The 15,056-nt window shown below is 65.3% G+C and carries 10 protein-coding genes; 5 read left to right on the top strand and 5 right to left on the bottom strand.

Features of this window, described 5'->3' with window-relative positions; all coding sequences use genetic code 11:
- Window positions 1–5: 5 nt before the first annotated feature.
- Together ACUYMZ_RS07475 and ACUYMZ_RS07470 are read left to right on the top strand one after the other, a co-directional pair.
- Complete coding sequence (locus tag ACUYMZ_RS07475; protein ID WP_426006548.1) at window positions 6–1,433, top strand: DUF58 domain-containing protein; 1,428 nt, start codon at window positions 6–8, stop codon at window positions 1,431–1,433.
- Window positions 1,430–3,925 (top strand): transglutaminase TgpA family protein, encoded by a 2,496-nt coding sequence (locus tag ACUYMZ_RS07470; protein WP_481602610.1) that lies wholly within the window; start codon window positions 1,430–1,432, stop codon window positions 3,923–3,925. Before ACUYMZ_RS07475 ends, ACUYMZ_RS07470 begins: the two co-directional genes overlap by 4 nt.
- 120 nt (window positions 3,926–4,045) lie before the next feature.
- On the opposite strand, the gene ACUYMZ_RS07465 is transcribed toward ACUYMZ_RS07470, so the two are convergent.
- Both ACUYMZ_RS07465 and rsmI read right to left on the bottom strand, forming a co-directional pair.
- Window positions 4,046–5,527, bottom strand: a complete 1,482-nt coding sequence (locus ACUYMZ_RS07465) for an NAD-dependent succinate-semialdehyde dehydrogenase (RefSeq protein WP_426006544.1) — start codon at window positions 5,525–5,527, stop codon at window positions 4,046–4,048.
- Window positions 5,528–5,687: 160 nt separating this feature from the next.
- Window positions 5,688–6,551 (bottom strand): 16S rRNA (cytidine(1402)-2'-O)-methyltransferase, encoded by an 864-nt coding sequence (gene rsmI, locus ACUYMZ_RS07460; RefSeq protein ID WP_426007505.1) that lies wholly within the window; start codon window positions 6,549–6,551, stop codon window positions 5,688–5,690.
- Window positions 6,552–6,806: 255 nt separating this feature from the next.
- Between rsmI and ACUYMZ_RS07455 the strand changes: the two genes are divergently transcribed.
- Together ACUYMZ_RS07455 and ACUYMZ_RS07450 are read left to right on the top strand one after the other, a co-directional pair.
- Entirely contained in the window at window positions 6,807–8,489 is a 1,683-nt protein-coding gene (locus ACUYMZ_RS07455) for a dolichyl-phosphate-mannose--protein mannosyltransferase (protein ID WP_481602609.1), read from the top strand.
- A 70-nt stretch (window positions 8,490–8,559) separates the two neighbouring features.
- Window positions 8,560–10,392 (top strand): AMP-dependent synthetase/ligase, encoded by a 1,833-nt coding sequence (locus ACUYMZ_RS07450; RefSeq protein WP_481602608.1) that lies wholly within the window; start codon window positions 8,560–8,562, stop codon window positions 10,390–10,392.
- 204 nt (window positions 10,393–10,596) lie between these two features.
- Here the strand turns inward: ACUYMZ_RS07450 and ACUYMZ_RS07445 are convergent, their stop codons facing one another.
- Window positions 10,597–11,739: a TIGR01906 family membrane protein gene (locus tag ACUYMZ_RS07445; RefSeq protein WP_481602607.1), complete on the bottom strand. Its 1,143-nt coding sequence runs from the start codon at window positions 11,737–11,739 to the stop codon at window positions 10,597–10,599.
- A 140-nt stretch (window positions 11,740–11,879) separates the two neighbouring features.
- Complete coding sequence (locus tag ACUYMZ_RS07440; protein WP_426006536.1) at window positions 11,880–12,872, bottom strand: stage II sporulation protein M; 993 nt, start codon at window positions 12,870–12,872, stop codon at window positions 11,880–11,882.
- Between the two features lie 115 nt (window positions 12,873–12,987).
- On the opposite strand from ACUYMZ_RS07440, the gene ACUYMZ_RS07435 reads away from it, so the two are divergent.
- Window positions 12,988–13,791 (top strand): RDD family protein, encoded by an 804-nt coding sequence (locus ACUYMZ_RS07435; RefSeq protein WP_426006534.1) that lies wholly within the window; start codon window positions 12,988–12,990, stop codon window positions 13,789–13,791.
- An 8-nt stretch (window positions 13,792–13,799) separates the two neighbouring features.
- On the opposite strand, the gene ACUYMZ_RS07430 is transcribed toward ACUYMZ_RS07435, so the two are convergent.
- The gene (locus tag ACUYMZ_RS07430) at window positions 13,800–15,020 is read right to left on the bottom strand and encodes a L,D-transpeptidase (RefSeq protein ID WP_481602606.1); all 1,221 of its coding nucleotides are present in this window, start codon (window positions 15,018–15,020) and stop codon (window positions 13,800–13,802) included.
- Window positions 15,021–15,056: the final 36 nt, after the last annotated feature.

Raw genomic sequence — 15,056 nt, 5'->3', positions numbered from 1 at the left:
ACCGTATGGCACTTGTGGACCGGCTTCCGAAACATCTGTTCACCAACCGGGGTTGGGGACTGCTGGCTGCCGGGGCGGTATCACTGGTGTCCGCCCACATCATGGGCCGGCGCGATCTCCTGACGCTGGCGGTGTTCCTGATTCTGCTGCCCCTGGTGGCCTTGGCCGGGGTCCGGGTGTTGAAGCCAAGGTTCCAGGTGTACCGCGAGTTCAACCCTGCGACGGTGGAGACGTCGATGCCCACCACCGTTCGATTGGCCGTTGCCAGGACGGGATTTGCAACCGGCCACGTGATCATGGAGGAACAATTGCCTCCCCGCTTCGGCGATCCACCGGCCTTCCGGTTCCCCGCCCGGTCCGCGTCCGGCGGCACCAGCCGCTACGAATACCATCTGCGGTCGGGCAAGCGCGGCCAGTTCCGTATCGGCCCGGTGACGGCCGAGTTCAGCGACCCGTTCGGTTTGTCGCTGCGGCGCCATGCAATCGACGACGGCGACCTCCTCACCGTGACGCCTGCCGCCGTCGAACTACCCGCGACCGGCCTGGCAGGCGCGCGGGGCAACGACGGCGTCACCGCCACGCGCATCCGGGCAAATCCCAGCGACGACGATGTCATGACCCGCGAATACCGGCACGGCGATTCAATGCGCCGCGTGCATTGGCCGGCAACGGCCCGTCACGGACAGCTGATGGTCCGCCAGGAGGAATCTGTCACCACACCTGAAGCCACCATCATCCTCGACCAGCGTTTCACCGCGTTTTCGCAAGGTGCCGGTTCCATGTTCGGCGGTCACGACGACGATTCGGACCTGGTCACGAGTCCCGGCTTTGAGTGGACCGTGACAGCGGCCATGTCCATCAGCGCCCATCTTGCCGAACGCAACTACTCGGTGCGGACCCTCGATGTCTTCGGCAATCCGGCGTTGGCGCGTTCACGCTCGGCTTCGGACCCTTTGGCTGAGGAATTCAGCGGTGCCGGCGGACTCCATGCCATTGCCGAGGGCCTGGCTGCCATTGAACTGAGCGGGCCGAGGCACCACCGGGCCGAACACCAGGGGTCCGCCACTGAGCAACGGCCGGCCGCTGACGACGCGGTGGACTCGGCCTTCGATGACCGCCTCATGGACAAGCTGGCCGCCCACCGCCTGCGCGGTCCCCTGCTTGCCTTGCTGGGCAATATCCCGCTTGCCGAAGCGAAAGCCCTGGGACCGGCGGCAGGTTATGGCGCGAATGCTTTCGCCCTGCTGGTCACCGACCCTTCACGCAACGTTGACCAAGTGGTGGAGACGCTGCGGCGCGACGGCTGGCGGGTAGTGGCCGTGACCTCCAAAACGCCGCTGGCGGAGGCGTGGGCGGCGTTCGACGAGGGCGGCATCATGAAGGCCGCGAGTGCAGCCATGGACGTACGGCGTGGAGCGGCGGTGCCGCGATGACTGCCACGTCCCACCGGGCGGCATCCGCCACCCAGCCGTCCCGGCAACCCGACGGCGGACCACGAACTACGGAGCAGGGCACACCACGCCGCCAGGGAAATTCCCTGTATGCATGGGCGATGGCGGGCGCCGTGGCTGTGGCCGTGCTGGGTGCTTCACTGTCCCTCAATGGCGTCTTCCGGGGTTGGGCCTGGCTCATGCCATTGATCACCACGGTGGTGGTGGTATCACTGGCGCTTGCCATCCTCCGGACACTTCGCGTGCAGCCGATTCTCGCCACGGTGGGGGCACTGGCTTCCCTGGCGGGAATCCTGGCGTTCACGTTCTGCCGGCAGGAGAGCCTTGCGGGGTTCATCCCCACAGCAGGGACCTTCGAAGCCGTGGGCAGGCACATCAAAAGGGCGGCCGAGACGGTGGTCTCGGAGAGTTCCCCGGTGGCGCCGAACGCGGGCATCGTGTTTGTTGCCTGTGCCTGCCTGGGCCTGTTGGTCATCCTTGTTGACGCGTTGGCGGTACCGCTCGCCATGCCCGCGGCGAGCGGTATCGGGATCCTTGCGATCATGGTGGTCCCGGCCACCATCAAGCCCCAGAGCGTGGGTCTGCCCGGGTTCATCGGAGGTGTGGTCGGCTTCCTGCTGATCGTGGGGTGCAGCCAGTGGTTCGCCCCGGATTCCCGCCTCCAGTCGGGCGCACCCCGCAGTTCGGGACAGTTCCGCCGGGCCGTGGTGACCGGGGCCGTGGCGCTGGGGTTGACCATGGTTGTTCCGGTGGCCATCCCCGGCTTCGAAACCGGTACGTTCCCGCAGGGGTCGCGGTTGAGCCCGTGGGGCACATCCAACGGGCTCAACCCCATGATCACCCTGGGCAACAGCCTCCGCAGCCCTACGGGCGCCGGGCGGATCACCTATGCCACGAGTTCCAGTTCGCCGCTGTATTTGCGGTCGGTCACCATCGACCACTTCGACGGCGAGACCTGGGCCCCGGACGACCGCTCGGCCACGCGCCGGGCCGGGGCGGACAGGATGGAGACGGGCTACTCGGTACAGGGCGAAGTCGTGAACGCGGTGACATCCATCAATGCAGGGCTTTTCACCAGTCCCTACCTGCCGGCACCCTTTGCCCCGGTCTCCGTGAACGGACTCAACGGGCGCTGGACCTGGGATCCGGCAACCTTGAGCATCATGAGCACCGAGACCAGCACGCTGTCACAGCGTTACGTGGTCTTTTCGGCAACTCCCAAGGTGACGGCCCAGTCGCTGTCGCAGGCTACAGCCGCTGCCCAGTCCATCCCGGAGGACTTCCTTCGGGTTCCCGGCAACCTCCCGGGTATCGTCCGTGAAACCGCCGACACCGTGACAGCTTCCGCGGGCAGCAACTACGCCAAGGCCCTGGCGATCCAGAAGTACTTGCGCTCCACAGAGTTCACGTATTCCCTGCAGGCTCCGGTCCAGAACGGTTACGACGGCAACGGCCTGTCCGTCCTGGCCGATTTCCTGTCGGTCAAGAGCGGGTACTGCGTTCACTTCTCCTCAGCCATGGCCGTCATGGCGAGGGTGGAGGGCATCCCCAGCCGCATTGCCGTTGGTTATGCTCCCGGCCGCCTCACCGGGGAGACAGTGTCGCTGGTGGGACAGGGTTCCTTCCCCGAATACGAGGTCGATGCCCGCGACGCCCATGCATGGCCGGAACTGTATTTCGAGGGCCTCGGCTGGGTTCCCTTTGAGCCCACGCCGTCGCGGGGTTTTGTTCCCGATTACGCCACTGAATCGTCCGTGCCCGGCAACCTGAGCACCAACGCGGACGAGAAAGAGGTTCCTTCCACACCGGCCACGCCCGCCCCTTCAGTTGCTCCCTTGCCGCCGACAGGTACTCCGGCCGGCACCGCAGCGGCGCCCGATCCGCTGCCCGGCATTCTGGTTACCGCCGGCGCCGTGGTCCTGGTTCTCGGGTTCCTGGCCTCTCCGTGGCTCAGCAGGACCGTGGTCCGCCGACGGCGGCTCAACCGGCGCGGCCCGCCCGTGGAAAGCCGCCCGCCGGGTTTCCAGGATCCTTCGGCCGCCTTGGCCTGGGCGGAGCTCCAGGATCTTGCCACCGATTTCGGGGTGCCGTCCAGACCGAGTGAAACTCCTCGACATTTCTCGGCGCGCCTGCGCTCCAGCAGGGCTCTGGGAGAGCCGGGAGGACTGGACGACGCCGCACACACAGCGGTTGCCTCCCTCACCTCGGACTTCGAGAGGCAACGCTACGGCCGTTCCGCAGTGGTCCCTTCCGCAGCATCGGCGAGGATCGGAGTCGTCCGTCAATCGTTGCGGAACAACGCCGGCTGGGTGGCCCGCTTCCGCGCCACTTGGCTGCCGCCGTCGTTGATGCGCCGGTGGGTCCACGCCCTGGGGGCGCCGTTCCGCGCTGTGGCTTCCGGGGCCCGGCACGTGGGCCGTGCGGCAGCGCGTTCCGGACGGGCCGCCCGCGGCCTTCTCCCCCAGCGCCGCTAGGCAACACCAGGCCTACGAATGGGCAAGGGCCCGGCACCGGAACTTGTGGTTCCAGTGCCGGGCCCTTACCGGTGCCGGCCGTTCTTGTTGCGAGAGCGGCGGATGCGGATCCTGCGATGCCTAGTCGGCGTACGGGTCCGCGATACCTACGTACTGGGTGTAGAGGTACTCTTCGATGCCTTCGGAACCGCCCTCGCGGCCCAGCCCGGACTGCTTGACGCCACCGAACGGTGCTGCGGCGTTGGAGATGACGCCGGCGTTGAGCCCGAGCATGCCGGTCTCGAGGCGCTCACTGACGCGCAGGCCACGGTTGAGGTCCTTGGTGAAGACATAGGCCACCAGGCCGTATTCGGTGTTGTTGGCCAGGCGGATCGCGTCGTCCTCAGTGGAGAACTTGATGATCGGGGCGACCGGTCCAAAGATCTCTTCCTGCAGGATGCGGGCGTCCTCGGCGACGTTCTTCAGCACGGTGGGCTGGTAGAAGTAACCGGGACCGTCGACGGCGGCACCACCGGTGACTGCCTCGGCGCCACCGGCCACGGCGTCGGCAACCAGGGCGTGGACGCCGTCGCGGGCCTTGCCGTCGATCAGCGGACCGACCTTGGACTCCGGCTCGGTGCCGCGGGCGGTGGTGAGCGAACCGATCCTGGCCGCGAACTTCTCAGCGAAGGCGTCGGCGATGGACTCGTGGACAATGAAGCGGTTGGCTGCAGTGCAGGCCTCGCCCATGTTGCGCATCTTGGCTGCGATGGCGCCTTCGACTGCCTTGTCCAGGTCGGCGTCCTCGAAGACGACGAACGGTGCGTTGCCGCCCAGTTCCATGGAGGTGCGCAGGACCTTGTCCGCGGCTTCGCGGATCAGGGCCTGGCCCACCGGCGTCGAGCCGGTGAAGGAGATCTTGCGGAGGCGGTCATCCTTGATCAACGGACCGGTGACTGCGCCGGCGGTGGAGGTCTGGATGACGTTCAGGACGCCGGCGGGCAGGCCTGCTTCCTGCATGACCTGGGCGAACAGGAGGCTGGTCAGCGGGGTCAGGTTTGCGGGCTTGAGGACCATGGTGCAACCCGCGGCGACGGCCGGGGCCACCTTGCGGGTGGCCATGGCCAGCGGGAAGTTCCAGGGGGTGATCAGCAGGCAGGGGCCAACCGGCTTCTTCTGCACGAGGAGGCGGTTCTTGCCGTCCGGAGCGGCGGAGTAGCGGCCCGATACGCGGACAGCCTCTTCGGAGAACCAGCGCAGGAACTCGGCACCGTAGGCAACCTCGCCGCGGGCTTCGGCCAACGGCTTGCCCATTTCCAGGGTCATCAACAGGGCGAAGTCCTCGGCGCGCTCCGTGACGAGTTCGAAGGCGCGGCGCAGGATTTCCCCGCGTTCGCGCGGAGCGGTGCGTGCCCAGTCAGCCTGTGCGGCGGCAGCCGCGTCCAGAGCTGCGGCACCGTCTTCGGCACCGGCGTCGGAGATGCTGAGCAGGACCTTGCCCGTGGCCGGGTCCTCAACATCAAAAGTCTTTCCGGATCCCGCCGGACGCCACTGACCGTTGATCAGCAGGCCAGTGGGGACGGAAGCCAGCAGTTCGCTTTCGCGCTCAACCGTGACAGTCATGGCGACTCCTTCGTCTTGGGTGCTTTTGGAGTGTTGCACCACTAGGGTTCCTTGCCAGAAGTGGCTTGAATTACTGCCACGGTACTGCCCGGCCGGAAGCAGTGTCTACGCCTTCGCGCACTGCCCCGCGCCTCTCAATTTGTGCAGCTGCACAGGGCTGTCACCGGGCCGCGAGCACCGCCGCGTACAGCTCCCGCTTGCTGATGCGGGCGTCGTCGGCCACCGCTGCCACGGCTTCTTTCAGGCGGATGCCTTGGGAAACGAGCCCGTTGACGGCGGCAACGTGGTCCTCGGGCTTGGCCGGGGCCTGTTCAGGTGCACCACCGACCACCACGGCGATCTCGCCCCGGACCTCGTTGGTCTCCGCCCATTCCAGCAGCTCGCGCAGGCTTCCGCGGATGACTTCCTCATAGGTCTTGGTCAGTTCACGGCAGACCGCTCCGCGGCGATCCGGGCCGAAGCGTTCGTGCAGGGCCCGAAGCATCACTTCCAGGCGGTGCGGCGCTTCAAAGAACACCATCGTGCGGCGTTCATCGGCCAGGTCGGCCAGGCGGGAGCTGCGTTCACCGGCCTTGCGCGGCAGGAAACCTTCGAAGCAGAAACGGTCCGTGGGCAGGCCGGACAACGCCAGGGCCGTCAGCACAGCCGATGGGCCAGGGACTGCGGTCACCGTGAGCCCGGCAGCGACAGCGCCTTCCACCAAGCGGAACCCAGGGTCGGATACTGCGGGCATTCCAGCGTCGCTGACCATGAGGATGCTTTTGCCTGCGCGCACCTGTTCCAGGAGTTCGCCGGTCTTGGTGGCCTCATTGTGTTCGTGGTAACTGATCACCCGACCGGAGACCTCGACCCCCAGGGCATGGACCAGCCGGTGCAGCCTGCGGGTGTCTTCGGCAGCAATGATGTCGGAGCTGCCCAGCAGCTCAATCAGGCGGGACGAAGCGTCGCCCACGTTCCCGATCGGGGTCGCCGCCAGGACGATCCTGCCGGTCCCGGTGCCGTCAGCCTGTGCGGGCGCTTCCAGCCCGTCCTCAGGAAACTCGTTGTCCAAGGACGCCTCAGCAGGCTCACTACGTTCTTTTTCCACAGGCCAAGCCTAGTGCCCGCGCGGGCCGACCGGCATTTCAGCTTTGCACCAAGAATCGACAGGTAGCATGGGCGGGTGAACCAGTCGTCCGTTCCTGATACAGATTCCGGGACTCCCGTGACGCCGTCCCCGCCCAAAGGGCCCGAGGCGACGGCACAAGGATTTGTAGCCCATCAACCGGTAAGGAAACTGATGGCCTGGCAGCCATCGGGGTCAGCCTTGGGCGGCGGGCCTGGCTACGGACGCGGGCTTGAAGGTCATCGGTGGGTGCAGCGGCCAAGCGAAGCCTTCACCGCGGAAGCATTGCGGACCAGGCTCATCGGCGGGATCCAAAGCTGGCGGGACTACCCGCCGTCGTTGCGTTTATGGTTTTGGCTCATCCCGGCCATCACCGCCGCCATCGGGGGAATCCTCCGCTTCTTCCGCCTTGAAACGCCGCACAGCCTGGTCTTTGACGAGACCTACTACGTCAAGGACGCCTACTCCTATCTGGTCAGCGGCTACGAGCGCAGTTGGCCGGCCAAAGCCAACGACTCCTTCAACGCCGGCAACCCCGATGTCCTCCTGAGCACCCCTGAATACGTAGTCCACCCGCCCGTCGGCAAATGGATGATCGCATTCGGTATGTGGCTGTTTGGGCCGGACAACCCTTTCGGATGGCGGTTCGGCGCGGCTTTGACGGGCACGCTGACAGTATTCCTCGTGTCCCTGATCGCGCTGAAACTCTTCCATTCGCACACCCTTGGCGCTGTCGCCGGGCTGCTGCTGGCGATCGACGGCCACCACCTCGTGTTGTCCAGGACGTCGCTGCTGGACATCTTCCTCGCCTGTTGGATCCTTGCCGCCTTCGGTGCGCTCCTGCTGGACCGCGACGACGGCCGCCGTCGTCTGGCAGCCCGGCTCGCCGCGCAAGCGGCTGCTTCGCCCGGCAAGCGGCCCATGGCGGTCCAGCTCCTGTCCGGTCCCTGGCTGGGCATGCGTTGGTGGCGTCTCGTGGCCGGTATATGCCTGGGGCTGGCCGTGGGCACCAAATGGTCAGCCCTCTTTTTCGTGGCGGCGTTCGGCCTGATGACGGTGTTCTGGGATATGAGCGCACGCCGGATTGCCGGCATCCGGAGTTGGCCGAGTGCCGCGATCATCAAAGACGGCATTCCGGCATTCCTGACCATCATCCCTGCGATGGCCGTCACCTATACGGCCACATGGACCGGGTGGTTCCTGTCCAAGGATGCGTATTACCGGCAGTGGGCGGTCACCAATCCGGCGCCGGGCTGGGACTGGCTGCCCAACCCGGTACGATCGCTTGCGCATTACCACCTGGAAGCCTACAAGTTCCATCAGGGCCTCAGCTCCGACCACCCGTATGAATCCAGCCCCTGGACGTGGCTGGCCATGGGGCGGCCCACCTCGTTCTACTACCAGTCCCCCAAGCAGGGGACAGCGGGCTGTGTGGTGGAAACGTGCTCGGCTGCAATCTCTCCCCTGGGCAACCCCATTGTCTGGTGGGGTGGCGCCATCGCCCTGGTAATCCTTCTGTTTTGGTGGGCAGGCCGCCGGGACTGGCGGGCCGGGGCCATCCTGGCAGGCGTCGCTGCGGGATATCTCCCGTGGTTCATGTACCCCGAACGCACCATGTTCATCTTCTATGCAGTCTCGTTCGAGCCGTTCCTGGTGCTGGCAGTGACCTATGTCCTGGGGCTGGTGCTCGGCCGCAGCAGCGATCCACCCTGGCGCAGGCGCTCCGGCCTCTACATGCTCGCCATCGTTGTGGTGCTGGCCGTGATGGCTACGGCCTTCTTCTACCCTGTGCTGACGGCCGAAGTAGTCAGCTACCAGGAGTGGCGGATGCGTATGTGGATGCCATCGTGGATTTAGGCTGGACACGCGGGGAACCTCGAAGGAGCCGGGTACAAGACACCCATCCAGGCAGAAAGTGATCAGGGTAGTGAGGGAAGCAAGCACGGAACTCTTGGTGGAGGCCGGCGAGGACACCAACGTGACGGACCTCCTTCTGGAACGCTGCCACAAGGACCCCTACGGGATCCTGTACGCCCACAAGACTCCCAACGGCTGGCTCAACGTACCCGCGGCAAAATTCCTGGCCGATGTGCAGGCACTGGCCAAAGGGCTGATCGCCGGTGGTGTTGCTCCAGGAGATCCTGTGGCTGTCCTGTCCCACTCAAGTTTTGAGTGGACACTGGTGGACTTTGCCATCTGGATGGCGGGCGGCGTCACCGTCCCCATCTACGAGACGTCCTCGGCCAGCCAAATCGAGTGGATCCTCGTGGATTCCGGCGCGCGCCGCATCTTCGTCGAAGACGCCGGGAAGGGCGCGATGGTTCACGCGCTGGTGGAAAGGTCGGCTGCCCTCGGTGACGATCCCGTGACGATCATCCGGATGGAGCACGAAGGCGAGGCCCATAACCTGACCAGCCTGGCCGCCGTCGGGAGCGGTATCACCGATGCCGAGCTGGAACGGCAACGCAGCAAAGCCAACCTGGCAGATGTCGCCTCCATCGTCTACACCTCCGGGACCACCGGCAACCCCAAGGGCTGCGAAATAACCCACGGCAACTTCGTGCTCGTGGCCAGGAACGTCATTCCGTTCCTCCCCGAACTCCTGATGCAGGAGGGCGCCAGGACCTTGATGTTCCTCCCCCTGGCACACGTGCTGGCACGGGCTGTGCAGGTCGTGTGCCTGACAGCCGGAGTCACGTTGGGACACAGCGCCGGAGCCAATGGCCTCATGGCCGACCTCGGAGCCTTCAAACCCACATTCCTGCTGGCCGTGCCCAGAATCTTTGAGAAGGTCTACGCCGGCGCAGCCCACAAGGCCGCCATGTCCGGAAAAGCGGCGCTCTTTGCCGCAGCTTCGGCGACCGCCGTGGAATATTCGACGGCGGCAGACCTCGCCTCACGCGGGGAGGGCAGCGGCCCCGGTTGGTTGCTCAGCTTGAAGCACAAGGCGTTCAACAAGCTCCTCTACCCCCGGGTCAGGGACGCTTTTGGCGGTGCCGTGGGGTACACGGTCTCCGGCGCCAGCCCGCTCAGCCTTCGGGAGAACCACTTCTTCCACGGCGCGGGTGTACCCGTCCTGGAGGGCTACGGGCTTACGGAAACCACCGCCCCCTGCACCGTCAACACGCCTACCATGTCCCGCATCGGGACGGTCGGCATTCCACTTCCCGGTACCACCATCCGGGTTGCCTCCGACGGTGAAATCCTGGTTAGGGGAATCGGCGTCTTCAAGGGTTATCACGGCAATGAGCAGGCCACCGCGGAGGCTTTCGTGGACGGATTCTTCCGCACCGGCGACGTCGGCCAGTTGGACAAGGACGGGTTCCTGACCATCACGGGCCGGAAGAAGGACCTGCTGGTCACGGCCGGCGGCAAGAACGTGGCACCCGGACCTCTGGAGGAAAAACTGCGGGAGCACCCGCTGGTGGGCCAGGCGGTGGTGGTAGGCGACGGGCGTCCTTTCGTAGCTGCCCTGGTGGCCCTTGACGCCGAAGGGCTGGCCGACTGGTGCGAGGAGAACAAAGTGCCGCTTCTCTCCCCTGCCGACGCTGCCCGGGATCCACGCGTCCGTGCAGCCGTGCAATCGTCGGTGGATGGGGCCAACACGCTGGTATCCGCAGCGGAGTCCATCAAGAAGTTCGGCTTCATCAATGCCGAGCTAACTGTGGAATCGGGGCACCTCACACCGTCGCTGAAACTCAAGCGCGCCGCCGTGGTCAAGGACTTCTCCGGGGCGGTGGAAAAGCTTTACGCGAAGTGAACCACCACGTGCGCGTATCTGAACCGTCCGCGCGTGGCTGATTCTCCGGTTGGACGCGGCAGTGATGCTCGCCGTTGTCTTCAGCTCCGTAGCTCCGAACGGCGAACTACGGGCGCTATTCCTGAACCGGGTGCGCGGGCTCGTCAAGCAACTCTGAACGAAACGGAAGGGGCTGGACCCGGGATATTCGTAAGCTGTGAATGGCTAGCGGACGCCGGCCACCTCAGGGCCCTCCTCCGGAGCATCGTTTTCGTCTTTGCCTTCTTGCTTCGCGCCTAACCCACGGCGCTTCCGCGTGGGCCAGGTCAGGATGAACGTCAGCGTCGCTGCCAGGAAGACCAGTGCAGCGATCACGATCCCCGCGTCCACCCAGAACTGTCCCGGGAACAAGCGGATGAGGGTGTCCTCCAAGGCGAAGGTCCATGTGCCGCTGGCAAAGAAGATGCGGTGGAACTCGGTGAAGAAGGTCTGCCAGCTCAGCGTGGCAAGGACGGCCAAGCCGATGATGATGGCCAGCGTGACGATTGATCCTGCGAACAGGCCACGCCGTACGCCGCCTTGGCTCCGCTTCCGCAAGTACAGGATGGCGATGATGCTGAGGATGATGAGGAGCAGTCCCGCGCCGAAGGACGACAGTATGACCAGCTTGACGTCGGCCATGTGGGCAACTTCGCTGTCCTTGAACAGCTTTCCGCCGTCCTGGTTGACCAGCCCGCCCAAGTATCGCGGGCCGGCCCAGTTACTGAGGTAGTCCACGGCGTAGGATCCGTAGGTCATGCGGTCGTCCGTGCTGAAGCCGTAGCCGTCGCCAGGGAATCCCGGCCGGTTGTACTCCACCCAAAGGAAGAGCGGACTGGTGACGGCCCGGACTGCGAGAACGAGCAGGATGATGGGGTAGAAAACGGCGAGGAGGACCTGGAAGATGCGCGGACCCAGGGGTTTGACCTTGGCTGCCTGCTCCCGTTCAGCGTTGCGGCGGGCGACTTCGTCCTCCGGTGGCCGCACCTGGAGCGCCGACGTCGGCAGTGACTCAGAGTAGTGCCGCGGTTGTTCTCCGGTGGCCGCTACGGTGTCGGCAAAGAGCGGCGGTTCGGGTTCAGCATCCGCGGCTTCGGCAGCTTTGCGGTCGGCACGGCTTTCGGGCTGTCCGGTCACAGCTTGCCCTGGCGCCTGCCCCGAATCGGGCACAGTGGACGAGGCAGCCGCTGCGGGCCCGGCGGAGGCCGGAGAAGCTGCCGCGGAAGAACCACTGGAAGATTGCGGCTTCATCCAGTCAAAGGCCGGTTCCTCGGTGTCGTCATGGACGTCCGTATCCGGTTCCTGTGGTTTCGGGGTCTTCTCGCTCACAGCGTTTCCACTTCCGTAGGCATCGACCGGCATTCGAACATTGCCGGCTCTCTTGTCTGCATTCGAGCCTACAGTCAGGGCTTGCTCTGACACGCTCTGCCACCCCGCAGGCCGGCACATTGAAACGCAACTGTAAGGTGCTAGGCAGCGATGCCGCGGTACCCGGCGTCGTGGGCGTCCAGGTCGCCTGTGGCGCCGGAGCGGAAAGCCCTGCGTCCCAAAACCAGGGTATAGACCCAGTACGCGGCGAGCACCAGCGCGCCGATCGCGATCTTCGCCCAGACAGGCAGCGGGCTTGGCGTGACGAAGCCTTCCACCACGCCGGACACCAGCAGGACCAGCACGAGCCCCAAAGCCACGGTGATCAGCGAGCGCCCTTCGTCGGCCACCGCTTGCATCCGCGTCCGCGGCCCCGGCCGGACCATGGCCCAGAAAATCCTCAGGCCGGCTGCGCAGGCAATGAACACGGCCGTAAGTTCCATGAGCCCGTGGGGAAGGATGTAGCTGAAGAAGATCTCCAGTTTCCCGGTGGCCACGAACAGGCCCGCGGCGACTCCGACGCCCTGGGCGTTGAGGAACAGGATCATGGGGACCCAGAAGCCGGTGATGCCAAAGGCAACGGCTTGCGCGGAAATCCAGGCATTGTTCGTCCAGACCGCGCCGGCGAAGGAGGCAGCAGGGTTCTCGGAGTAGTAATCGATAAAGTCTTCCTCCACATAGCGGCGGACTTCTTCCTCGCTCGCCACCGCGCGCAGCGCCTCTGTGGACGTTCCGATCCAGAAGGCGTAGGCACTTCCGACCACAACGAAGAACACCCCGCACCACACCGTCAGCCAGCGGATGCGGTAGAAAGCCGCCGGGAGGGAGATCACGAAGAACCGGGCCAGGTCCTCCATGAAGTTGGAACGGGCACCGGTGAAGCGGGTGCGGGCCTGCGCCAGCGCTGCGGACAACGACGACGACACGGCCGATTCCGGTGCCACCGACCGTATGAGTGAAAGGTGCGCAGAAACTGTCTGATACAGGCGCAGCAGTTCGTCGGCTTCAGCCCCGGTCAGCCTGCGCTTATGGGCCAGCAGCGTGAGCCGCGACCATTTTTCCCCATGCACCGCCGAGAAGGCATCGATGTCCACGCCACCACACTAATCCCTGCCGGCCCCGGGGGCGTCCATCCGGAGGCAGAGATAGACTCGTGCTGCAGGGGTCGGTATCAGCCGGACCCGGACAAAGCAGAACCGGGGGGCGGTCTTGAGTTCGATCATCACTGGCGAGGCAGTTGTCCTGGAACTCCGCCCGGCCTCATTCGCCGCGAGGGCCCTTGGCCTCATCCTGGATGTCATCGTCCACGTGATTCTGCTGGTCGTGCTCATCATCCTCATCGCCATGGCCTCGGAAGACTGGGACGAGGCCGCCATGCGGGCTGCGATCATCTTCAGCGTGGTCTTTTCCTTCGTGATCGTGCCGGTCACGGTGGAGACGCTCACCCGCGGGCGGTCGTTGGGCAAGCTGGCTGCCGGACTCAGGATCGTGCGCGACGACGGCGGCGCCATCCGCTTCCGGCATGCCGTCATCCGGGGGCTCCTTGGATTCCTGGAGGTCTACCTGACGTTCGGAGGCCTGGCCATCGCTGTGGCGCTGTTCAACGAGCGGTCCAAGCGCCTTGGCGACGTTGTTGCCGGTACCTACTCCCTCCGGCAGCGCGTCCCCTCGGTGCCGCGGATCCTGCCGGCGGCCCCGCCCTACCTGCAGGCATGGGTATCCATGGCCGATATCGGGAGGGTGCCGGACGCCACCGCGCGGCGTGCGGGTACTTTTGTGCAGCAGGCTTATTTGATGGCACCAACCTCGCGCAGCAGGATGGCCGGATCGCTGGCCACTGAACTGGCAGGTTTCGTGGCTCCTCCCCCGCCCGCCGGCACACTTCCCGAGGACTACATCGGGGCAGTGCTCGGGGAGCGCCGCAACCGTGAACTCAACCGCCTGCGCCAGGCCGAGCAACGCAATTCATCCGTTGGCGCCCGGCTGAGCCGCCTTCCGTTCACTGACGGTTAGGCAGCGGCTTACCTCTGGGCGTAGGAGGCCCAAGGAATGTTCCAGTCCCCGAAGCCCTCCAGCGGCTCAACCGCGGGGGCTCCCGTATTGAGGATCTGCACCACATCGCCGGTCTTCATATTGTTGAAGAACCACGCGGCGTCCTTGGGCAGCAGGCCCACACAGCCGTGCGAGACGTTGGCCACGCCGATGGAACTCCATGCAGCTTCGAGTGCCTGGTGGACGTAGACCCCGGACCAGGTGAGGCGGTTGGCGTACTCCACCACCAACGGCGGGTAGTACCCTTTGTCTCCGGGCTTCAGGCCGATGGTCCCGGCATTGAAGTTGGAATGCCGCTCCTGTTCCATGATGACGGCGTACCCGGTAGGCGACAACCAGTCCTCGCCGCCCAGGGAAACCGGAGCCGTATGCGCCAACTGCCCGTCGATGTAGACGTTCATGGTCTTGGTCTTGTCGTCCACTACGGCAATGCGCTGCGGCCCGGTGGTGAAGGTGGAGGTGACGTCTCCGTTTCCGATCATGCCGTTGCCGAAGTCCACGCCCAGCAGTTTCATGTCCACAGTGACCGTGGTTCCCGCCGCCCAGAAGGCCTCAGGACGGATCCGCACCTTCTTGTCCGAGTACCAGTGCCACGCCACCGGCTGGCCGGAGGAAACGGTGATGCCTACCCGCTTCTCCATGGCCGCCTTGTCCAGCACAGGTTCACTGAAGTTGATTTCAATGGGCTGCCCGGTCCCGGCCACGGCACCATTGCGCGGGTAGATCGAAGCATCTGCCTCGTACGCGGCAGATACCGTGGTGAAGGTCTGGGTCTTCCTGGTTTCCTTGCCTGCGGTATCCACCACAGTAAAGGAGTAGCTGTATTGGGTTTTGAACTGCAAAACCTCCTGGGTGGTCCAGGTGGTGCCGTCAGGACCCGTGGTGCCCTTGACCGGTTCCCCGCCGCCCACAGGGGCCAGGACGACATCCTTGATCTTGCCGTTGACGGCCTTGATCTGCGGGCCGACCACTGGATTCCATTCGACGGCTCCGTCCAAGGGCGTAACACCCAGTTCAACGGGCTTGGCCTCCGGCGTGGGGGTCGGCGGCGCGGTGGTGGCGCTGTTGGTTCCGGACCCCGGCAGCAGACCCGGGATGGTGGCAACGCCGACACCGCCTGCGGCTATGGCAGCGCAGATCCCCACGATCGCGAGGATCCTGCCCGTTTTGCGCTTGGCGACTTCCGTCATGGTTTCCGTCTTCCTGTCCCCCGGCAAGCAATACTG

The organism is Arthrobacter sp. T572, from assembly GCF_056780115.1.
The sequence above is the reverse complement of the archived record's forward strand: the minus strand, read 5'-3'. Positions and strand labels throughout refer to the sequence as shown.